Raw genomic sequence first — 19930 nt, forward strand, 5'->3', positions numbered from 1 at the left:
CAGCGGCGGCTTCCTTGCGGGAAGCGGTGTCCAGTTTCCGGGTGGTGTGCCGGGAACCTGTAAGCCTGAGGGAATCAGCGGTAGCTTTTGCCTTCGTTGCCACTATTTGAGCATAAAACAGGCAGGGAGGACCAACAGGCACTGTTCTCGTTGGTCAATTTGACCAATGGCTCACGGCATGCAGGATGCGAATTGATCGATATGCTTCCATTTCTGTCCAACGGCCTATCCCACCGGTGCGGGCACCGGGGCAGCGGGTGGCTCGGCCTTGGTCCGCCGTTTCCCGAAACGCAGGTACAGGGACGGCAGGATGAAAAGGTTGAGGAGCGTTGAGGACACCAGTCCGCCGACAATGACTACAGCCATGGGATGTTCGATTTCATGGCCTGGGATAGTGCCCATCATGATCAGCGGCACCAGCGCCAGCCCGGTGGCGAGCGTCGTCATCAGGATGGGAGAGAGCCGTTCCCCCGCACCCCGCAGCACCAGCTCGGGCCCGAACTTCTCATTTTCGTATTTTTCAAGGTGCTGGCAATGGCTGATGAGGAGGATGCCGTTGCGTGCCGCGATGCCCAGAACCGTCAGGAACCCTACGATCGAGCCGAGCGAGAGAACGCCGCCGCTCAGATAGGCCGCGAACATTCCGCCGACGAGCGCCACAGGGAGTGTAAACATGATCAACGCAGCCAACCGCCAGCTGCCAAATGATGCCTGGAGCAGCAGGAAAATGACCAGGAGAGCAGCCGCGGCAAAGGTCAGGAGCTGGCGGGTGGCGGCTTCGCGTTCCGCGAACTCCCCAAGGACCTCGGCGTGGTAGCCGGCGGGGAATTCCACCTCGGCGAGCTCTTCCTGCAGTTTCGTCACCAAGGCACCCAGTTCACCATCGGATGCCGCATTGGCGCTGATATCGATCCTGCGGGAGTTGTTGTTCCGGTCAATAACGCCCGGAGTTGCGTTAACCCTTACGTCCGCCACCTCGGCGAGCCGGATCGGCACTCCGGATGGAGTATCGATGGGCAGGTTGCCGAGACTGGTTACATCTGAGCGGGTCTCCGGGGGACTCCAGATACGGACGTCGAAGACCTTGCCCTCCCGCCACAGGTCGCCCACTTCCTCGCTGGCGACCATCGCTGCCGCAGCCCGCCGGACGTCGCCGGGCTTAATGCCATGACGCTTTGCCGCCTCGAGGTTGACCTCGACGTCCACCTGCGGAATATCCACCTGCAGCGATATGTGCTCCTCGACGGCCTCGTCTATGCCACCCATCACCTCCTCGACTTCCTTGGCCAGCTCGCGCAGGGTTTCCAGGTCATCGCCGTAAACCCGGACCACGACCGCGTCGCCTTCGCCGGTGAGGACCTCACGGATCCGCTCCTTCAAGTAGGTCTGCACGTCGCGGTGAATCCCGGGATATCCGTCCACCACTTCCTGCACGGCGGCCAGGGTCTTGTCGTAGTCGGCCGCGGGATCCACGCTGATCCAGTTCTCACCGAAGTTCACCCCCACCACCTCATCTGCCGCCAGCGCCTGCCCGATGTGGGCGCCGCAGTTCAGGACTCCCTCTACCGCCAGCAACTCCCTGCAGGCCCGTTCGCTGATGCGGACCTCCTCGGCCAGCGACGTGCCCGGTTGGGTCACCCAGTGCATGAGGAAGTCGCGTTCCTTGAACGAAGGCAACAGTGCCTGGCCCAGCAACGGGGCCACCAGGACGCCGGAGAGAGTCAGGGCGGTAAAAGCGAGATAGCCAGGCCCTGGGCGCCGGATAACCCGGGACATGACCTTGTGGTAGCCGCGCTTGAGGACCCGGACCAATGGCGGGTCCCGCGGATCCAGCGGAGCCTTGCGTAGGAAGATGAGCGCAAGGGCTGGAGTGACCGTGAGCGCCACCAACATGGAGGCGAAAACTGCCAATGTATAAGCGCTGGCCAGTGGACGGAAGAAAGCCCCGGTTAGGCCTTCAAGGAAGAAGATGGGCACCGCGGCCACCACAATGATGAGGGTGGCGTACACGATTGGCCCGCGGACCTCCATGGAAGCCTCAAGCACAACGGATGCGGTGGATTGGCCGCTCCCGCTTTCCCGATGCTGCCTCAACCGGCGAATGATGTTTTCGATATCGATGATGGCGTCATCCACCACAACGCCGACAGCGATGACCAGACCGGCCAGCACCATGGTGTTCACCGTGCTGCCGGTCATCATGATGACCACGCCTGCTGTGATGAGGGACAAGGGAATGGCAATCAGGCTGATGAGGGCCGTCCGCCACTGGAAAAGGAAGGCCCCCAGCACCATCATAACCAGCACGATTCCCAGCAGCAGAGCCAGGCTCAGGTTTTCGAGCGACTGTTCTATGAAGGTGGCCGGCCTGAAAATGGCGGTGTCGACGTCGATTCCCGACAATGCCGGAGCCATCTGCTCCAGCGCCTCCTCCACTCCCCTGGTTACTTCCAGGGTGTTGCCCCACGGCAGCTTCTCCACGATGAGCATCAGGCCTTCGCCGTCATTGATGACGGCGTCACCAATCAGGGGGTTATGGTCCATCACGACGTCGGCCACGTCGCCCAGCCGCAGGGGGTTCCCGTCGCGTTCCAGGATAGTGATCTTGGCGAGATCCTCAGGAGTGCGGATGGGCAGGACGTGTGAAATGCCAAGGCGCTGGTTCGGGGTGTCTACAAAACCGCCCGTGCCTACCATGTTGCCGGATGAGTGCTTGAGCAGTCCGGCGTGCATGGCGTCATTGGTGGTTGACATCACCTGTTCCAGGGAGACCTTTTCGGCCAGCAGCCGGTCAGGCCTAACGCGCACCTGGAGCGTTTCCTTCCGTTCACCCCAGATGGCAACGTTGGCCACCCCCGGAACGGAGAGCAGGTGTGCCCGCAGCTTGTAGTGGGTCAACATGGACATTTCGATCAAGCTCAGCTCGTCCGAGGACAAGCCGATCTTCATGACCCGGCTCGTGGAGGACAAGGGCTGCAGCATCACCGGTGGCGTTGCCCAGCTGGGCAGCGTCGGAGTGACCGTTGCGACTCTTTCCGAAACCAGCTGCCGCGCCTTCAGCAGATCCGTACCGGGATCGAAAATCATCAGAACTGAGGACAGCTGGGAAACCGACTTTGACCGCAGCTCGTCCAGCCCCTCCAAGCCGTTGAGCGCGTCCTCAAGCGGAACCGTGACCAGCTCCTCCACTTCCGCGGCCGTCAGGCCCAGGGCTGCTGTCTGGATTTCCACCCGGGGCGGTGCGAACTCGGGAAACACGTCCACCGAAGCTGAACTGATCTGGACGGCACCAACCATCATGATTCCGACGGCGAGCGCTACCACCACCGAGCGGAACTTGAGACTGAAAGCAATAAGCTTGCGCATAGCTGGTCAGTGCGCCGTATCCAGTTCAGCACCCAGGAGTTCGGCTGCGCCTACCGTTACAATCCTGGTGCCAGGCTGGGGCCCGCTGGCCAACTTCACGGCGGGAGCCTCGATCCGTTCAACCGCCACGGGGGCCCGGACAAACACCAGCGGCTCCGGGTTGGTGTAGACCCAGGTGCCGCCAGTGGCGTCATAGATCAGGGCCGAGTAGGGAACCTGGAGTTTACCCTCGACGGTTTCCACCGTGCCTGTTGCCACCCCCAGCCGTTCTGCAGCTTTCTCCGTCAAGGTGATGCGGCTGACTTCCTGGCCGTCAACCTCCTCCAGGGTGGCCGCTTCCAGCCCGGTTGCTGCCGGCGCCGCCTCAGGCACTTCCCCGCATGCGGCCACAGGGCCACAGACCAGGCAAGCCATAACCATGGCACCGAACAGGTGGCGCTTCCAAGGCACGTTCGCAGTCGTCATGATACTTCCGTTCTTACAGTGCGCCCCGCGGCGTCGGTGGGGCCTTGTGGCTTCAGGGGATCCTCCGGAGCGCCAGTGCCAAACAGGATCAGGAGGGTTGGAAGGACAAACAGAACAAGCAGGGCGTGTGTCACCAAGCCACCCCATACCACGACGGCCAAGGGCAGGATAGTTTCCCTGCCAACCACTCCCCCCAGTACCACCAAGGGGATCAGGAATGCAGCGCTGATAACCGCAGCAATCACGAGCGGGACCACGCGTTCCTGGGCTGCCTGCAGAATTGAGGAGCGCGAACCACCCTGTTCGGGGGCCTCCTCCCGCGCCTCTACAGTTGCCGCAGTGTTGGAAGCGCCCGGCGATTGGGCGCGCCGGACCAGCAGGATGGAGTCACGCACGGCCATGGCCAACAGCGCCGCGAAGGCAAGGAGAGTCACCTGGGAGCCGATCCCGCCTGTGACGAATGCGCCCAAGACACCGCCTGCCAGGGCGAGGGGCAGTGCAAGGAATACAACCAGTGCCACGCGCCAGCTTCCCAGCGCGGTCTGGAGGAGGACCAGGACGCCGATCAAGGCTGCTCCGGCGACGGCCAGGACCAGTTGCATAGTGTCCTGCCGCTCCGAGTATTGGGACGGCACTTGTGCGTGATACTCCATGGGGAAATCAAGGTTGGCCAGCTTGGCGTTGACATCTGATGTGATGTCCCCGGTGGACCTGCCGTCCACTTGGGCTACCACGTCGATGTGGCGGGAGGTATCGATGTGGGTGATCACCGATTCGTTGGGCGCAATGCGGACATCCGCCAACTCCCCGAGCCGCACGTGGCCACCGCCAGGCTTGTCAATGAGCAACTCCTGAATGCTGGTGAGGCTCGAGTTGGTCGCCGGAGTTCCCTTGACCACCACTTGGAAGACCTTCTGCTGCTCGAAAAGGAAGCCGACGTCCACACCCTGCAGCAAAGTGGCCGCTGCACGCCGCACATCACCTGGTTTGACGCCAGCCTGCTGTGCCTTGTCCAGGTTAACCTCGATCTCGGTGATGGGCTGGAGCTGGGGAAGGGACAACTGCGGGTCAACCAGGCCAGGCGTGGTGGACATCATCTCCCTGACGTCTTCCGCGGTTTCCCGCAGGACTTGGGGATCGACCCCGAAGACCCTGACCGAGAACTCATGTTCTGACCGGCTGCGTTCCGCATCGAGCCGGTTCTGACCATATGTGACAACGCTGCCGCTGATCCCTGGGTAGCCTGCCGCAACTTCTTGCACAGCCTCGGCCACATTCACGTAGTCGGCGTCCGCCTCCATGGTTACCCAGAGTTCGCCTGAATTTGCCCCCACTACCCGGTCGGAAGTGATGGCACGGCCCACGTGCCCCCCTACATTGGCGACTCCCGGGATGTTCTCCAGTTCTTTGCTGGCAAGTGCGGATATCCGGCTCATTTCGGTATTCGACGTCCCTGCCATCCCGTCCCACTCCACCAGCAGGATCCGGTCCTGAAGTGCAGTTACCGAGGGCTGCCCGGCAGCCAGGAGCGGAACCCCCGCTACCGCAGCTACTACGAGCAGAGCACCTGCCGCCAGCACCCACCGGGATTTCGCGGCGCTCCGTTCGGATGCTGTCCGGATACCTGCCCTGATTTTGCCCGGGAGCATCGGAGCGCGCTCCTCGCCCCCCATGAAGGTGAGGGCCAATGCCGGGGTCAGGAGCCATGCAACGACCAGGGCGACCGCGAGCGCCAGCAGGAAGGACAGGACCAAGGGAACAAAAAGGGCCCGGTTCAACCCTGTCAGGAACAGCACGGGCAGCAGGACGAGCACCATGGTGAGTCCGGCGAAGATGATTGCATTGCGGGTCTGCTGGAGGGCGGCAGTAATGAGTGCCATCCGTGGCTCCGTCTTCACCTCTGCCTCCGCCGGGCCGCCGTCCATGCTCCCGCCGTCCGTGACGTCAGTGGAAGTCGCAGCCGCCGCCCGCCGTCCTGAACCGGGGGTGGAAAGCTCCCGCCGCCGGCGTAACCCGTTCAGGTCAGTCACGAGGTCGGTCACAACCACGACCAGAGCCAGAACCAGCCCGGCGAAGACCATGACGTTCAGCCCGATGCCGAGCACGAACAGCAAGAGCAAAGCTGCCGCCGCGGATACTGTCAGGACAATTAGACCCACAAGGGCCATCCGCCAGGACTTGAAGAAGAGTCCGAGGAGGAGGGCCGCTAGCAACAAACCGACGATGAAGCCCGTGCCCAGGTTCTGCACCGCGGACTCAAGGAAAGTTGCAGGCCGGTAGACGCTTGTGTCCACGTTGATTCCCGAAAGACCAGGCTTCAAGTCCTCCAATGCCGCTTCGAGCGCTGCTGTGATTTCAGCCGTGTTGGCCTCAGGAAACTTCTCGATGACCAGCATGAGGGCGGGGTCCTCATCCACCACTGCGTCACCAATAAGCGGCTGGTGGTTTTCCTTCACCGTTGCCACATCGCCAAGTACGAGCGGAGCGCCTGTCACGTTTTCGACGCTGACCTGCGCCAGGTCGCTGGGTGTGGTGATCGGCAGGACATGCTGGATCCCGATGCGCTGGTTATCCGTTTCCAGGAAGCCGCCCGTTCCCGGTGTTGAGGCCTCGAGGAACGTCAGTGGCGATACCCACACCGCATTGCCCGTTGTCCGAATGATCTGATTGAGTGTTACCCCCCGCGCCTGAAGCGCTTGGGGGTCCACTTCCACCTGCATCTGCTGCTCACGCTGGCCCCAGATTGAAAGGTTCGCAACCCCGGGAACACCCATCAGGCGTGGCCTGATATTCCATCGCGCAAGGACGGACATGTCGATGAGCGGAACGTCCGACGACGACAGCCGGACCATCATGACCCTGCTGGTGGAGGACTTCGGCTGCATCAGGACGGGAGGTGCGGAAACCCGCGGCAGCGAGTGGGCCTGAACCAGGCGCTCGGCAACAAGTTGGCGCGCCCGTGGCAAGTCCGTCCCCGGCTCGAAGAGCAACTGGATGGAGGAAAGGCCCGGAACCGACTGCGACCGGATCTCATCCAGATACGCGACTCCATTTAGGAGGTCCACTTCCATCGGTGAAGTTATCAGTTGTTCGACTTCAAGGGCGGACAGTCCCAAGGCCTCGGTCTGGATCTCAACTTGGGGAGGCTCGAATTCGGGCAACGCGTCTACTGAGGACCTGGGAAAGTACCAGAATCCCATCGCTATTATTCCTGCGGCCAATGCCAGGATCAGCAGCCGGAATTGGAAACTCCATCGTGCAAACAAACCGGTCATCGCTCATCCAAGCTGCAGGGTGGTGGCCTCATTGCCAGTGCTCTAAGCTTCCCCCTGCGCAGCACCGGCAAACAGTCCCAAGATTAGTTAGGCGAACCCCCAAAATAGGGGGTTTTCACCCTCAGGAAGGGGGTCATTCACCTATACCCCGGGGCTCGAAGCGGAGCATACTTTGGCATAACAAGATTTAGGGGAACCGTGTACTTGATGCGCAAAGATGCGCGCAGGAACCGGTGATTGGGGAAATGGCAATGACGGCAGAAGCTCTTGACAGCGGCGTATCCCAAACGACTGTCCTGGTAATTGATGACCACACCTCATTTGCGGAATTGCTGACGTTGGCAGTTGACCGTGAACCGGACCTGCAGGGCCTGGGTTACGCCAGGAACGCATCGCTCGGCCTCCATATGTGCCGAACTCTTCAGCCGGACGTCGTGGTCATGGGCTGGGGCCAGCTGGACCACCGGGGCCCCGCAATTGCTGCAGAGATCGTTTCTGCGCTGCCGGGAATACGGGTGGTGATGCTGGCCAGCGAGCCCACGAGACAGGGCTTGGCGCAGGCGGCCGCTGCCGGTGCCTCCGCGTTCCTGGCCAGGGACACGCCCCTTACCAAGCTCCTTGCTACGGTCCGGCATTCGCATGCCGGGATCATCGAAGTCGATCCGCAGATCCTGGCGGCTTTCGGAGAACAGGCGCAGCTACCAGAGCCTGTGTCAGCCGTGCCCTTGTTGACCAAGCGGCAGATGGAAGTGCTGCGGCTGATGGCGGAGGGTAAGGATGTGCGAGCGAATGCCAAGACCCTTGGGATCTCCCAAAACACCTGCCGGGGCTATGTAAAGGCCATCCATTCCCGGCTGGGAGTCCATTCGCAGCTCGAAGCCGTGGTAATTGCCCGCCAGCTAGGCCTGGTGCCTTCCGGCTAATACAGTTGGCCTAGCTGACTTTGTCCGCTCCTGAACCGGGGTAACGGTGTTGAATCCTGAACGAAGGGCCGGGCTGTGCAGGAACTGGACGCCACCGACAAGCGCATCTTGCAGGGGCTGGACGAAGACCCGCGCGTCCCCATCATGGTGCTGGCCCAGCGGCTGGGCCTGGCCCGCGGAACGGTGCAGAGCAGGCTGGAACGGATGACGGCGTCGGGAGCCCTGCGCCCCAACAGCAGCAGGGTGCTTCCCGCCGCGCTGGGACGCGGAGTGGCCGCTTCCGTAAGCGCCGAACTGGACCAGAGCCACCTGAACGAGGCCATTGCCGCGCTCCGCGAAATTCCGGAGGTGCTCGAATGCCACGCGCCGGCCGGCGATACCGACCTGCTGATCCGCGTGGTCGCGACAAGCCCGGACGACCTCTACCGGGTCTCGGAGGAAATCAGGCTTTGCCCGGGCATCGTGCGGACCTCCACCAGCATGTTCCTCCGCGAGGTCATCCCCTACCGCACCACCGGCCTGCTCAACAACTGACACGGCTAGACCGGCGGCCCCGCGTTGGACTTCAGGTTCTTCATGACCAGGGTGGAGGTGAGCCGTTCCACGCCCGGCAGGGAGGTGAGTTCGGCGTCGTAAAAGCGCTGGTAGGCGGGCAGGTCCTCGGCGATAACCTTCAACAGGTAATCGGGCGAACCGAAAAGCCGCTGGGCCTCCACGATGTTCGGATTATCTGCGACCCGGTTTTCGAAGACCTCCATGGTGGAGCGGTCCACCTGCCGCAAGGTCACGAACACGATCGCTTCGAACCCCAACCCCACAGCCGATGGATCGATGTCCGCCCGATAGCCCCGGATGACGCCCGACTGCTCCAGATCGCGCAGCCGCCGGTGGCAAGGGGCCACAGTTAGACCGACCTTGCCGGCAAGTGCGGTGGCTGTCATGCGGCCATCCTCCTTGAGGTGGCGCAAGATATTTCGGTCAATATGGTCGATCACGCAAAGATCTTACCGCCAGCGCTGCATTGCGCGCGAAAAGGGAAAGCACTTCCGGAGCAAAAGTATCTAAGGTTTCTCCTGACGGACCACCTGGCAGGAGAAACGATGAACGCGGAGCTGTTTTTGGCCTTTGTGCTGGTAGCCGCGGCCCTGGCCTGCACGCCCGGCGTGGACTGGGCGTATTCCATCGCTGCGGGCCTGAGGCAGCGCAGCTTTGTGCCCGCTGTTGCAGGGCTGTGCAGCGGATACGTCCTGCATACAGCCTTACTGGTGGCGGGACTTGCTGCCCTGCTCACGGGAATGCCTGGCGTCCTCGGCTGGATTACCCTGGCCGGCGCGGGGTACCTGATGTGGCTGGGGGTGAGCACGCTTCGTTCCTGGCGCGCAGCCAGCTTTTCGGCCGGGGCCGGCAATGACGGCAGCACCCGGCTCCGCACCTTCCTGCAGGGCATGGGAACCAGCGGCATCAACCCCAAGGGCCTGCTCTTCTATGTGGCGCTCGTTCCCCAGTTCGTGAGCGCTGAAGCGTCCCTGCCTGTCCCGGTGCAGTCGGGCCTGCTGGGCCTGACGTTCGTGCTGCTCGCAGGGCTCGTGTACACCGCCGTCGCCCTGTTGTCCCGTACCCTGCTGCAGAGCAGGCCGGGGGCCGCCCGGATGGTGACGCTGGCCAGCGGGGTGATCATGGTGGCGCTCGGCGCCGTACTGCTCGGCGAACAGCTCCTGCCGATGGTTTCCGGATCCCGGTTCTCGGGGAGCTAGCAAGGGCGAACTTACTCGTCGCTGAGCTTCTTCCAATCCTGTTCCCAGATCCGGCGCATCTCCTCGTCTTTGCGGATGGGAACCGGCGCTGCGATTTCCCGCTGCGGCACCGGATCCTCGTGCCGCCGTCCCCAGTCGCGCGGGTTGAGTGACCTGCGGCTGGAATCAAGAAGCAGCAGTGCCCGGTCCGTGAGGGCGTCGTTCCGCAGGGTGAGGTGGGTCTTCCGCCGTCGCAGGACCTCTGCAAGCGCCTGGTTCGCCGCATCCAGCCGGCCCTCCCGCCGCAGGGCCCGCGCACGCACCAGCAACAGTGCTGCAGAGAGGTCGTCCGCGTTGAGCAGCCCGTCGGTCCAGTCGATCACCGTCCGGCTCCGTCCCAGGGCCAGGGCGAGCGAGCAGCGCGCCAAGGCCATGGGGAGCGACGGCGGCAGTCCGGTCAAGGCGTCCAGCGCCGCCTCAGTGCGCCCCGTCTCCCGCAGCGCGTGAGCCAGTGCCAGGAACACCGACTCCTCGCTGAACAGGACAGGGATCTCCACGCGCTCGGCCAGCTCAATGCGCGTGACGATCCTGGTGAGGTAGGTGGATGAATAGCGGTTGGCTTCGTCTTCATTCCTGGTGGTCAGCCCGCGCTGGAGGAGCTCGGAGGCGCGCAGGTAGCCGCCCTGTTTATAGACCAGCAGCCCGGACATGAGGTAGCAAAGGCCGGCCCACCCGGGGTAGGTGCGCGCCAGCGTGATCAGCTGTTCGGGCTGGCGGCTCGTGAAGACCGCCTCGTGCACCGCCTTGGCCGGTTTGGGCAGCATCCGCTTCAGCCGCGGAACCTCCCCGTCCACAGAGAGCAACGCAGGGTTGCGGCCGCCCAGTACGCCGGTGAGCAGGCCGCCCACTCCCCCCGCGAGGTCATGGACGGGCGTGCGCAGCTGGGGCTGGCCGAAGGGCGTGAGGTCGCGCCTGTCCCAATAGATCGGTGCAGTATCCCCGGCGGTCATCTTTCCATGCTAACCGGGACTTCTGACAGCCGGGGCGGCCCCTGAAGAAGGCGGCGCAGGGACGGGACCGCCTGAGGGCCTTGCCTGCTCAGGACAATTCCGTAAGGGTGGTAACCACCCTTAGCAGTTTCCTCATCAGAACAGGAGAATGCCGTGCAAATCGACAAGTCCCAGATCCTCGAGCTCCTCAGGAACCAGGGAGACAATGACAAGGCAGCCCAGGCCGAGTCCGAGCTGCCGGACCAGGTGGACACCGACCAGCATGCCGGACTCCTGTCCAAGCTGGGCATCAACCCTGCCGACCTGCTGGGGAAGCTTCCCGGCGGGCTCGGGGACAAACTGGGCGGACTGGGCCTCTAACTCAGGGCCTTTCCATAAACCACTCGGTGAAGGCGGAAGCCCGCCCGGACGGGTCGAAGCGAAGGACCCAGAGGTTGTCATACGTGGGGCGTTCGCCCGAGTAGGTGGTCACGCCCTGGATAAAGGCGGTGTCGCCGTCCGTGCCCAGCAGCTCCCAGCTGAAGGTCCAGTCGCCGGGTTCATCGCGGGCGGCGAGCCAGCCGTCGACGATTCCATCCTGCCGCTGCCACGCCTGCGGGTCATGGGGACGCGTCTCGTACCGTGCATCCTCGGTAAAGAGTGCACGGATGTCCTCGGGCTTATTGCTGGTCCATGCGGCCTGGTACTTTTCCATCCACGCGGACACGTGCTCACGTGCTGAACTTCGCTCGGTCATGCTGCCGTTCTACGCCCTGGCGGGTCCGGCCCGCAAGCGCTTCAGCCGTTGGCGGCGGCGATCCACACGCCCACCACCCACGTGCTGGCGGCGAGGCTGGCCAGCCCGAACTCGGCGAGCATGCCCAGCCCGGTTGCTTTGAGGGCGGCCCAGCTGGAGGTCGCCGCTGTACTGATGTTCCGGGTCCGAAGGAACTCGCAGAGCAGGAGGCCGGCAGCGAAACCGACGAAAAGCCCCACGACGGGGATGATGAACATTCCCACGACGCCCGTGACAAGCGCGGCTGCGATGCTCCTGCTGGGTATGGCATGCTCCTTGAGCTTCCTGCCCGTGAGGACGGCGCCCGCAGCCATGCCGGCAACCACGAACACCATGGCAATGGCGAACACAACCCAGCCCGCTGTGCCTGCTCCGCCCCAGATGGCCCATGCCAGCAGGCCTGCACCGATCAGGATGCTGCCCGGAAGCACCGGGATGACGGTGCCTGCCACGCCTACAAGAATTGCCAGGCCGCACAGGACGGTCACCACGGTCTCGGAGTTCATGGACCCAGTCTATGGTTCGGCCCGCTTAGCCAACGACGGCGGTGCCTCCCGCTCAGGGGAGGCACCGCCGTCGTAATTTCCGCAGGGGAAAGGAAGTTACTCCGCTTCCACGGCGGCTGCGACAGCCGCGGTGACAGCGGGGGCGACCCTGGGGTCCAGCGGGCTGGGCACGATGTAGTCGGCCGAGAGGTCCTCCGCCGCGAGCTCCGCGATGGCATACGCAGCTGCAAGCTTCATGGCAGGGGTGATGCGGCGCGCCCCGGCGTCCAGGGCTCCGCGGAAGATACCCGGAAAGGCCAGCACGTTGTTGATCTGGTTCGGGAAGTCGCTCCGGCCGGTGGCCACCACAGCGGCGTATTTCACGGCCACCTCGGGCAGCACCTCAGGGTCGGGGTTGGAGAGGGCGAAAATGATGGCGTCCTGGTTCATCAGGGCGAGGTGTTCCTCGTCCAGCTTGGAGGAGGAGACGCCGATGAAGACGTCGGCTCCGGCCAGGGCCTCGGCGGGGCCGCCTTCGAGGCTGCGGGGGTTGCTGCGGCCGGCGATGTCGGCCTTCTTGCTGGCCTGGTCCGCGGCCAGGTCCGTACGGGTGCTGTTGATGATGCCGCGGGAGTCCAGCAGGACCACGTCGGTGATGCCGGCTGCCAGCAGGATTTCGGCGACGGCGATGCCTGCCGCTCCTGCGCCGGAGACCACCACGCGCAGGGTTTCCAGTTCTCGGCCGGTGACCTTGGCGGCGTTGGTCAGTGCGGCGAGGGCAACGACGGCGGTGCCGTGCTGGTCATCGTGCATCACGGGGCAGTCCAGCGCTTCGATGAGCTTTTCCTCAAGCTCGAAGCAGCGGGGAGCGGAGATGTCCTCGAGGTTGACCGCCCCGAAGCTGGGGCGCAGGCGGACGAGGGTTTCCACGATTTCGTCCACGTCCGTGGTGTTGAGCACCAGCGGAATGGAGTCCAGGTCGCCGAAGGTCTTGAACAGGGCAGACTTTCCCTCCATGACGGGCAGGGAGGCGCTGGCGCCGATGTTGCCCAGGCCAAGGACCGCGGTGCCGTCGCTCACGACGACCACCAGGCGCTCGGCCCACGTGAGGGTGCGGGCGAGTTCGGGCCTGGCGTGGATGGCGCGGCTGACCTCTGCCACTCCAGGGGTGTAGGCGATGGACAGGTCCCGCTTGTTGGACAGCGGGACGGTGCTGGCGATGGAGAGCTTGCCGCCCTGGTGGGCGTCGAAGATCTCAGCTTCGCTCAGCGCGGTGGCTGCGGAATTGTCAGTGGCTGCAATTGCGTCAATGGACACGTCGTTGTCTCCTGGTGCTCGCCGTGGGCACACGGCACGTGGGGCCCAGGCCCAAACAGGCCTAAGGCGGAGGGGTGCGGCGGAAACCCAGGGGTGGCGGGTCTGGAAGGAGCGTCGGGGATGCGCCCTGCTGCTCCGTTCGACCATGGTAGGCAGCGGCGTGAGGTGCTTCTGCGCGATTTGACTGCCGGCACCCGTGCCAAAACGGTTCTGCAACGACTCTTGTGGCCCACGTCACGGCAATAAGGCGGATTTAAGGGGCGATTGGTCTAGACCGATTACGCGCTTTGATGGAGTGTGTAGCTGCCTTCGGTGGCCGGAGCAAGCCGTGCGCAGGCCTTTTTAAGGTCCTCCTCGGCCTCAAAGAGTGAAAGGCGGCGGTTCCTGACGGACTGGACCAGACCAGTGACGGTCAGCAGGAGCACCCTGGCGGCCGTGGCGTCGCCGCAGGCATTGGCCACCACTTTTTCACTCAGCGCGTCGATTTCGCGCAGGAGGGCTGTGGTGTCCCTGTCCGGAAGGTAGACGCCCCGGCTCAAGCACTGTTCAACCGCGGGCTGCATGACGCGCATGTGGAAGAGCTCCATCACCAGTCCGCCCAGCGCCCGGCCCCGGAACCGCGCCGCAGAAGTCCGCCCGGCAACCTGCAGCTCCCCGAGCTGGTGTCGGTAAAGCGCGAGCATCAGATGGGTGCTGGTGGGGAAGTACCGGTACAGCGTGCCCAGGGGTACATCGGCCTTCGCCGCCACCTCGGGCAGTTCCACGGCGTCCAGGCCCTTCCGCGCAAAGCCGCCGGCGGCTTCAAGGATGCGCGAATAGCGCAGGCGCTGGCGTGGAGCTGAGGGCATGGCAGTCATGGGCGGATGGTCTGGAAAGGTCTCAGGCATCAGTATTCCGGGGTTGTGTTTGACGGTGCAGCAGCCGGGAGCGTCCCCATCCCGGACCGCCTGCAATCCGGTTCAACTATACGGCACGGTAGTGTGCCGTAATTAGTCAGCCTGCCTTACTTCCGGCATCCCGGCAGGTCAACGGACACCCTTGATCTTCACCACAAAAACAGCCCCGAGCAGGCCGATGACCGCGGCAGCGAGGAACAGCGACCTGTAGCCGCCCCAGTACGTGACAGCAACCAAAGCGAGCGCGGGCGCCACCACCTGGGGCAGCGAGTTGGCAACATTGATGATGCCCATGTCCTTGCCCCGGTCCAACGCCAGGGGCAGGACCTGGGTGAGCAGCGCGTAGTCCACCGCGACGTAAGCCCCGAAGCCGACGCCCAATACGGCAGCGCCGGCCAAGGCCCCGGGCCAGACCGGGAAGAAGGCCATGATCAGGGCGGCCATGGCAATGATGACAGAAGACCCGATCACGAACGGCTTCCGGCGCCCCACCCTGTCGCTCCAGGGGCCCGCCACCACGGCGGTAACCATCACCATCACCGCGTAAATGCCGGTGAGAACGAGCACCCCTGCCGGGGGATCTTCATGTTCCAGGATGTCCCGCAGGAAAAAGAGCAGGTAGACGATGGTGAGCTGGTTGCCCACGTTCACCAGGAAGCGGGTGAGCCCGGCCCAGGCAAAATCCGGGTACAGCCGGGGACTGATCCAGAACCCCCGGAGGAAAGCAGCCAGCCGGAACCGGGGCAGGACGCCTTTGGGCAGCACTGGGTCATTGCGGTGCACAAGATAGGGGAGTACCGACAGCAGCAGGGCGCCGGCACACAGCCAGTAGCCCACCATGAAGTTGCCGGACACCACGGCGCCGAACACCGCGCCCGTGAGTATTCCCAGCGTCTGGCCCATGGCGGCGAGCCCCCCAACTTTGCCACGCTGGGGTACCGGGACCCGGTCCGGAACCGCGGCCGTGATGGCTGCGTACGCCGCGTTCGCCCCAAGCTGCATCAGGCACCAGAAGGCCACCAGCAGCGCCACTGTGGTGGCACCGGACATCGCCAGAAGCGCAATGGCAGCGAGTACTGCGCCCGCCAGCACCCACGGCGCGCGGCGGCCAAAGCGGGACGTGGTGCGGTCCGAGAGTGCTCCGAAGAGCGGATTCGCCACCAGCGAGACCGCCGCGCCGCACGCCGTGGCAAGGGAAAGGACCGCTTCCTTGCTGGGTTCATCGATACTGATGGCCTGCTGGCCAATGAAGATGTTGATGGGTCCAAAGAAGGCGGCGTTAATCCCCACGTTGACCAGGACCAGTCCGGTGACCCACCGGGGCGTGACCTTGCGTGTGGGCTCCGCGAACGGCGCAGCAGCGCCGTCCGGCCCGGTGCCACGGTCAGGGGGAGCTGGAGTGTTGGACAGGCTCATGGCGTTTCCCCCGTACGGCTGATTGGCTAGGGAATCAGACTATCGTGGGCTTTACCGCCGCTGTCAGAGGGCGCGCGGCGACCACTGGCGGCAGCCCGAGCATCGAGGAGAACCACATGAGCGCAGCGTCCACTCCGGCGGCAAGCACCGCCGTCAACACCGCGGACCTCTACGACGAGCGCGGTGAGGAACTGGCCTCGATATCACTGCAGTTCCAGTCCCTGGGCGGCCGTTCACACTTCAGCGGACAGGCGCGCACCATCCGCTGCTTCCAGGACAACGCGCTGGTGAAGTCCACCCTGGCAACCCCGGGCAACGGCAACGTGCTGGTGGTGGACGGCGGCGGTTCGCTGGGCACAGCCCTGATGGGGGACATGATCGCCGAAAGCGCCGTGGCAAACGGCTGGGCCGGCGTCGTCATCAACGGAGCAATCCGCGACCGTGAAGCGATCGCCAGGCTGGACCTCGGCGTGAAGGCCCTCGGCAGCAACCCGCGGAAGAGTGCGAAGGCGGGGGCTGGCGAAGTCGCCGTGGACGTCCAGATCGACGGTGTGACCATCCGGACCGGGGCCATGATCTGGTGCGACCCGGACGGCATCCTCGTGGAGCGCTAGCTCCGGCAGCAGAAATTTCTGGCTACGGGGAATAGACCTGCGCGTAACATAGTTACTGAAAGCAACTATCCGCCTGATTCCTTTCTTCCCCTGGAGCACCCATGCCCAAACCCGCTGCCGCGCGCGCCGCAGGAGACACCCTGACCCCGCGCCAAATCGTCACCGTGATGGTGGGCCTGATGCTGGGCATGTTCCTGGCATCGCTGGACCAAACGATTGTGTCCACGTCCATTTACACCATCGCGAATGACCTGGACGGGCTCTCGCTCCAGGCCTGGGCCACCACTGCGTACCTCATTACGTCCACGGTGAGCACCCCGCTGTACGGCAAACTCAGCGACATATTCGGCCGCCGCCCTCTGTACCTGACCGCCATTGTCATCTTCCTGGCAGGGTCCCTGTACGCAGGCTCGGTCCACTCCATGACCGAACTGGCACTGGCCCGCGGCGTCCAGGGCCTGGGCGCCGGCGGACTGCTGGCCCTCGCCCTGACCATCATCGGCGACATCGTCTCACTGAAGGACCGCGCCAAGTACCAGGGCTACTTCATGTCCGTGTTCGGCGTCTCTTCGGTGCTTGGCCCCGTAGTGGGGGGCGCTTTCGCCGGTTCCGCCAACATCCTGGGGTTCGAGGGCTGGCGCTGGGTGTTCTTTATCAACCTGCCCATCGGCCTGGCCGCATTGGCCGTGGTGTTCCTGTTCCTGCACCTGCCGGCAAAGCATGTGAAGCAAAAGATCGACTACTGGGGCGCAGCGGCTATCACGCTGGCGATCGTGCCGCTGTTGCTGGTGGCGGAGCAGGGGCGCAGCTGGGGCTGGGCGTCCCTGAACTCCTTCCTCTGCTACGGCCTGGGCGTGGTGGGCATTGCCTGGTTCCTGCTCGCCGAGAAGCGTGCCGGCGACTACGCGCTGATCCCGCTGCGGCTCTTCCGGAACGCGACCTTCGGCCTGTCGTCGCTGCTGAACTTCATTATCGGCATCGGCATGTTCGGGGCCATCGCCATGCTCCCGATGTACCTGCAGCTGGTCAAGGGCCTCACCCCCACCGAGGCCGGCCTGATGATGATCACCTTCACCGTCGGCATCCTGACCGGCTCCATCACGGCCGGCCGCACCATTTCGGCGTCCGGTACCTACCGGATCTTCCCCATCATGGGCACGGCCATCCTCACGGCCGCCGCCCTGGTGATGGGCCTGTCCCTGGGCGTGGACACCGGCCTGTGGGTTCCCGGGGTCATCGCGGTGTTCTTCGGCATGGGCCTGGGCTTCTGCATGCAGCCCCTCACCCTTGCCATGCAGGTGTCCGTGCCGCGCCGGGACATGGGCGTAGGCACCTCCTCTGCTGCGTTCTTCCGCTCCATGGGCGGCGCGGTGGGCACCGCCGTTTTCATCTCCATGCTGTTCAGTCTGGCCGCCACACGGATCGCCGACACCATGAAGTCCGCTATGGGAAGCGCGGAGTACCAGGCAGTCCTTCAGGATCCTGCGGTGGCCGGAGACCCCGCCAATGCCAAGCTGTACGAGTTCTTCCGGGACGGCGCCTCCAACGAATCCCTCAACGACACCAGCTGGCTTCACACCGCCAACAGCACGCTGACCCGCCCCATCACCGAGGGCTTCGCCTACGCCATCGACGCCGTGATGCTCACGGCGGCCGTGCTCACCGGCATCGCATTCCTGATCAGCTTCGCACTGCCCAACAAGAAGCTCACGGACTCCAAGGCAGCTCAGCAGGAGCCCGCCGCGGTTCACTGACCTGCCCTGCCCCGCACCATGTGACGACGACGGCGGACGCCTCCCGCCGTCGTCGTCCTCTGTCCCGGGGCAAGCAGGCTCCTGTCGACTGGAACAGTCCGCGGTGGCGTGGAACACTGTTTAGCGCGTGTGCGCCGGCCAGGTGGCCGGTTCCGCAGCCGACGACGTCCGCACACCGCGTCCACCCGAACCCAAACCAAGGGAGAACCATGCCCACTGCCCAGGAGCAGACAACCGCCAAAATACCGCGGCGGGTGATCTGGCTGGCGCTCGCAGGTGCGGTGGGCGGATTCCTGTTCGGCTTCGACTCGTCCGTGGTGAACGGCGCAGTGGATGCCATGAAGGACGAGTTCGCGCTGTCCGAGGCTGTCACAGGCTTCGCTGTGGCCATCGCCCTGCTGGGCTGTGCTGCCGGTGCGTACTTGGCCGGAAAAGTCGCCGACCGTTACGGACGCATCCCCGCCATGAAGCTGGGCGCACTGCTCTTCCTGGTCAGCGCCCTCGGCACCGGCTTCGCCTTCAGTGTCTGGGACCTGATCTTCTGGCGCCTGGTGGGCGGGCTGGGCATCGGCCTTGCCTCGGTCATCGCCCCTGCATACATTTCCGAGATTTCGCCGCGCAAGGTCCGCGGCCGCCTGGCCTCGCTGCAGCAGCTCGCCATTACCACAGGCATCTTCGCGGCGCTGCTCTCGGACGCGCTCTTCGCCACCAGCGCCGGCGGGGCGCACCAGGCGTTCTGGCTGGGGATCGAGGCCTGGCGCTGGATGTTCCTGGCCGCAGCGGTGCCAGCGGTGGTTTACGGCTGGGTGGCCTACACGCTTCCGGAATCGCCGCGGTTCCTGGTGTTCCTGGGCAAGGAAGAGGAAGCCCGCGAAGTCTTTGACTCCATCGCCCCGGCGGAGGACACCGACCGGCACATCCGCGAAATTCGTGAAGCAATCGAAGAGGACAAGCTGGCGGGTCAGAAAGGCTCGCTCCGCGGCAAAACCTTCGGCCTGCAGGCGGTTGTCTGGGTGGGCATCATCCTGTCCGTGCTGCAGCAGTTTGTTGGCATCAACGTGATCTTCTACTACTCCACCACGCTGTGGAAGGCGGTGGGCTTCCAGGAAAAAGATTCGCTCACCATCTCCGTGGCCACCTCCGTCACCAACATCCTGGTAACCCTCGTGGCCATCGCATTGGTGGACCGCATCGGCCGCAGGCCCATCCTGCTGGCGGGCTCGGTGGGTATGGCCGTGTCCCTTGCTGCCATGGCCCTGGCGTTCGCTTCCGCAGTTGGATCCGGCACCGAGATTTCTTTGCCTGGAGCCTGGGGTCCGGTGGCCCTGGTGTCGGCCAACGTGTTTGTGGTCAGCTTCGGCGCATCCTGGGGCCCGCTGGTTTGGGTGCTCCTGGGCGAGATCTTCCCGTCCCGGATCCGTGCCCGGGCCCTCGGCCTTGCCGCGGCTGCGCAGTGGGTGGCGAACTTTGCCATCACGCTCAGCTTCCCGGTTATGGCCGCCGGTTCGCTCCCGCTAACGTACGCCATGTACGCACTGTTCGCGGCGGCGTCGTTCTTCTTTGTGATGTTCAAGGTGCCGGAGACGAACGGCATGTCGCTGGAGCAGGCAGAGACGCTGTTTGTGGCGAAGGGCTCCGCCAAGGGCTAGACCCTCTCTCACCTAACGGGGGTTTTCACGGAACGCTCTCTCACTTAACGGGGCCTTTTACCGAACGCTCCTTCACCTTCCGCAGCTCAACGGCAGACCCTCCCCCACATTTTTTAGTGCGGGAGGGTTTGTGCTTTTCGTGCAGAAGGTGGAGGAGGGTCGCCGGAAAACCCACGTCAAGTGAGAGAGGGTCGCCGGAAAACCCACGTCAAGTGAGAGAGCGTCCTGGAAAGGACGCATCAAGTGAGAGAG

At 64.2% G+C, this 19930-nt stretch carries 17 protein-coding genes; 7 read left to right on the forward strand and 10 right to left on the reverse strand.

All coding sequences use genetic code 11. The annotated features are described in order from the left end of the window. Positions 1-225: 225 nt before the first annotated feature. From AC5RUQ_RS00225 to AC5RUQ_RS00235, 3 genes are read right to left on the reverse strand one after another with little or no spacing between them, the layout of a single operon-like run. Positions 226-3366: an efflux RND transporter permease subunit gene (locus AC5RUQ_RS00225; protein WP_493945401.1), complete on the reverse strand. Its 3141-nt coding sequence runs from the start codon at positions 3364-3366 to the stop codon at positions 226-228. 6 nt (positions 3367-3372) lie between these two features. Continuing rightward, positions 3373-3831, reverse strand: a complete 459-nt coding sequence (locus AC5RUQ_RS00230; protein ID WP_493945402.1) for a hypothetical protein — start codon at positions 3829-3831, stop codon at positions 3373-3375. Next, on the reverse strand, positions 3828-7106 hold the full coding sequence (locus AC5RUQ_RS00235; protein WP_493945403.1) for an efflux RND transporter permease subunit: 3279 nt from the start codon (positions 7104-7106) through the stop codon (positions 3828-3830). The genes AC5RUQ_RS00230 and AC5RUQ_RS00235 overlap by 4 nt, the downstream gene beginning before the upstream one ends. 251 nt (positions 7107-7357) lie before the next feature. Here AC5RUQ_RS00235 and AC5RUQ_RS00240 point away from each other — a divergent pair, with 251 nt between their 5' ends. Together AC5RUQ_RS00240 and AC5RUQ_RS00245 are read left to right on the forward strand one after the other, a co-directional pair. After that, on the forward strand, positions 7358-8029 hold the full coding sequence (locus tag AC5RUQ_RS00240; protein ID WP_493945404.1) for a response regulator transcription factor: 672 nt from the start codon (positions 7358-7360) through the stop codon (positions 8027-8029). A 75-nt stretch (positions 8030-8104) separates the two neighbouring features. Beyond that, a complete protein-coding gene (locus AC5RUQ_RS00245) occupies positions 8105-8563 on the forward strand; it encodes an Lrp/AsnC family transcriptional regulator (protein ID WP_493945405.1) in 459 nt (152 codons plus the stop codon). Between the two features lie 5 nt (positions 8564-8568). Here AC5RUQ_RS00245 and AC5RUQ_RS00250 read toward each other — a convergent pair whose 3' ends face one another. Beyond that, positions 8569-9024, reverse strand: a complete 456-nt coding sequence (locus tag AC5RUQ_RS00250) for an Lrp/AsnC family transcriptional regulator (RefSeq protein ID WP_104043726.1) — start codon at positions 9022-9024, stop codon at positions 8569-8571. A 105-nt stretch (positions 9025-9129) separates the two neighbouring features. Here AC5RUQ_RS00250 and AC5RUQ_RS00255 point away from each other — a divergent pair, with 105 nt between their 5' ends. Then, entirely contained in the window at positions 9130-9783 is a 654-nt protein-coding gene (locus AC5RUQ_RS00255; protein ID WP_493945406.1) for a LysE family translocator, read from the forward strand. Positions 9784-9794: 11 nt separating this feature from the next. Here the strand turns inward: AC5RUQ_RS00255 and AC5RUQ_RS00260 are convergent, their stop codons facing one another. Next, positions 9795-10772, reverse strand: coding sequence for a hypothetical protein (locus tag AC5RUQ_RS00260; RefSeq protein ID WP_493945407.1), 978 nt, complete (start codon positions 10770-10772; stop codon positions 9795-9797). Between the two features lie 153 nt (positions 10773-10925). Here AC5RUQ_RS00260 and AC5RUQ_RS00265 point away from each other — a divergent pair, with 153 nt between their 5' ends. Continuing rightward, entirely contained in the window at positions 10926-11132 is a 207-nt protein-coding gene (locus AC5RUQ_RS00265; protein WP_163165253.1) for a hypothetical protein, read from the forward strand. A gap of 1 nt (position 11133) precedes the next feature. On the opposite strand, the gene AC5RUQ_RS00270 is transcribed toward AC5RUQ_RS00265, so the two are convergent. The 5 genes from AC5RUQ_RS00270 to AC5RUQ_RS00290 all read right to left on the reverse strand — a co-directional run bounded on the left by AC5RUQ_RS00270 (position 11134) and on the right by AC5RUQ_RS00290 (position 15661). Then, positions 11134-11508, reverse strand: coding sequence for a nuclear transport factor 2 family protein (locus tag AC5RUQ_RS00270; RefSeq protein WP_493945408.1), 375 nt, complete (start codon positions 11506-11508; stop codon positions 11134-11136). A 41-nt stretch (positions 11509-11549) separates the two neighbouring features. Continuing rightward, positions 11550-12053: a DUF456 domain-containing protein gene (locus tag AC5RUQ_RS00275; RefSeq protein WP_493945409.1), complete on the reverse strand. Its 504-nt coding sequence runs from the start codon at positions 12051-12053 to the stop codon at positions 11550-11552. A 96-nt stretch (positions 12054-12149) separates the two neighbouring features. Further along, entirely contained in the window at positions 12150-13349 is a 1200-nt protein-coding gene (locus AC5RUQ_RS00280; RefSeq protein WP_493945410.1) for an NAD(P)-dependent malic enzyme, read from the reverse strand. A 278-nt stretch (positions 13350-13627) separates the two neighbouring features. Beyond that, complete coding sequence (locus AC5RUQ_RS00285; protein WP_493945411.1) at positions 13628-14236, reverse strand: TetR/AcrR family transcriptional regulator; 609 nt, start codon at positions 14234-14236, stop codon at positions 13628-13630. Between the two features lie 138 nt (positions 14237-14374). Further along, the gene (locus AC5RUQ_RS00290) at positions 14375-15661 is read right to left on the reverse strand and encodes an MFS transporter (RefSeq protein WP_493945412.1); all 1287 of its coding nucleotides are present in this window, start codon (positions 15659-15661) and stop codon (positions 14375-14377) included. A 116-nt stretch (positions 15662-15777) separates the two neighbouring features. On the opposite strand from AC5RUQ_RS00290, the gene rraA reads away from it, so the two are divergent. The 3 genes from rraA to AC5RUQ_RS00305 all read left to right on the forward strand — a co-directional run bounded on the left by rraA (position 15778) and on the right by AC5RUQ_RS00305 (position 19678). Beyond that, positions 15778-16275: a ribonuclease E activity regulator RraA gene (gene rraA, locus AC5RUQ_RS00295; RefSeq protein ID WP_493945413.1), complete on the forward strand. Its 498-nt coding sequence runs from the start codon at positions 15778-15780 to the stop codon at positions 16273-16275. Positions 16276-16376: 101 nt separating this feature from the next. Continuing rightward, on the forward strand, positions 16377-18029 hold the full coding sequence (locus AC5RUQ_RS00300; protein ID WP_493945414.1) for an MDR family MFS transporter: 1653 nt from the start codon (positions 16377-16379) through the stop codon (positions 18027-18029). A gap of 209 nt (positions 18030-18238) precedes the next feature. Beyond that, positions 18239-19678, forward strand: a complete 1440-nt coding sequence (locus AC5RUQ_RS00305; RefSeq protein WP_493945415.1) for a sugar porter family MFS transporter — start codon at positions 18239-18241, stop codon at positions 19676-19678. The last annotated feature ends 252 nt before the right edge of the window (positions 19679-19930 follow it).

Source organism: Arthrobacter sp. MDT2-3, assembly GCF_059090465.1.

What these genes read in the sequence shown, in the direction of transcription:
- AC5RUQ_RS00290 (WP_493945412.1), bottom strand. Translation starts at nt 15,661, where the DNA reads ATGAGCCTGTCCAACACTCCAGCTCCCCCTGACCGTGGCACCGGGCCG.
- AC5RUQ_RS00285 (WP_493945411.1), bottom strand. Translation starts at nt 14,236, where the DNA reads ATGCCTGAGACCTTTCCAGACCATCCGCCCATGACTGCCATGCCCTCA.
- AC5RUQ_RS00255 (WP_493945406.1), top strand. Translation starts at nt 9,130, where the DNA reads ATGAACGCGGAGCTGTTTTTGGCCTTTGTGCTGGTAGCCGCGGCCCTG.
- AC5RUQ_RS00260 (WP_493945407.1), bottom strand. Translation starts at nt 10,772, where the DNA reads ATGACCGCCGGGGATACTGCACCGATCTATTGGGACAGGCGCGACCTC.
- AC5RUQ_RS00270 (WP_493945408.1), bottom strand. Translation starts at nt 11,508, where the DNA reads ATGACCGAGCGAAGTTCAGCACGTGAGCACGTGTCCGCGTGGATGGAA.
- AC5RUQ_RS00240 (WP_493945404.1), top strand. Translation starts at nt 7,358, where the DNA reads ATGACGGCAGAAGCTCTTGACAGCGGCGTATCCCAAACGACTGTCCTG.
- AC5RUQ_RS00300 (WP_493945414.1), top strand. Translation starts at nt 16,377, where the DNA reads ATGCCCAAACCCGCTGCCGCGCGCGCCGCAGGAGACACCCTGACCCCG.
- AC5RUQ_RS00305 (WP_493945415.1), top strand. Translation starts at nt 18,239, where the DNA reads ATGCCCACTGCCCAGGAGCAGACAACCGCCAAAATACCGCGGCGGGTG.
- AC5RUQ_RS00275 (WP_493945409.1), bottom strand. Translation starts at nt 12,053, where the DNA reads ATGAACTCCGAGACCGTGGTGACCGTCCTGTGCGGCCTGGCAATTCTT.
- AC5RUQ_RS00235 (WP_493945403.1), bottom strand. Translation starts at nt 7,106, where the DNA reads ATGACCGGTTTGTTTGCACGATGGAGTTTCCAATTCCGGCTGCTGATC.
- rraA (WP_493945413.1), top strand. Translation starts at nt 15,778, where the DNA reads ATGAGCGCAGCGTCCACTCCGGCGGCAAGCACCGCCGTCAACACCGCG.
- AC5RUQ_RS00225 (WP_493945401.1), bottom strand. Translation starts at nt 3,366, where the DNA reads ATGCGCAAGCTTATTGCTTTCAGTCTCAAGTTCCGCTCGGTGGTGGTA.
- AC5RUQ_RS00230 (WP_493945402.1), bottom strand. Translation starts at nt 3,831, where the DNA reads ATGACGACTGCGAACGTGCCTTGGAAGCGCCACCTGTTCGGTGCCATG.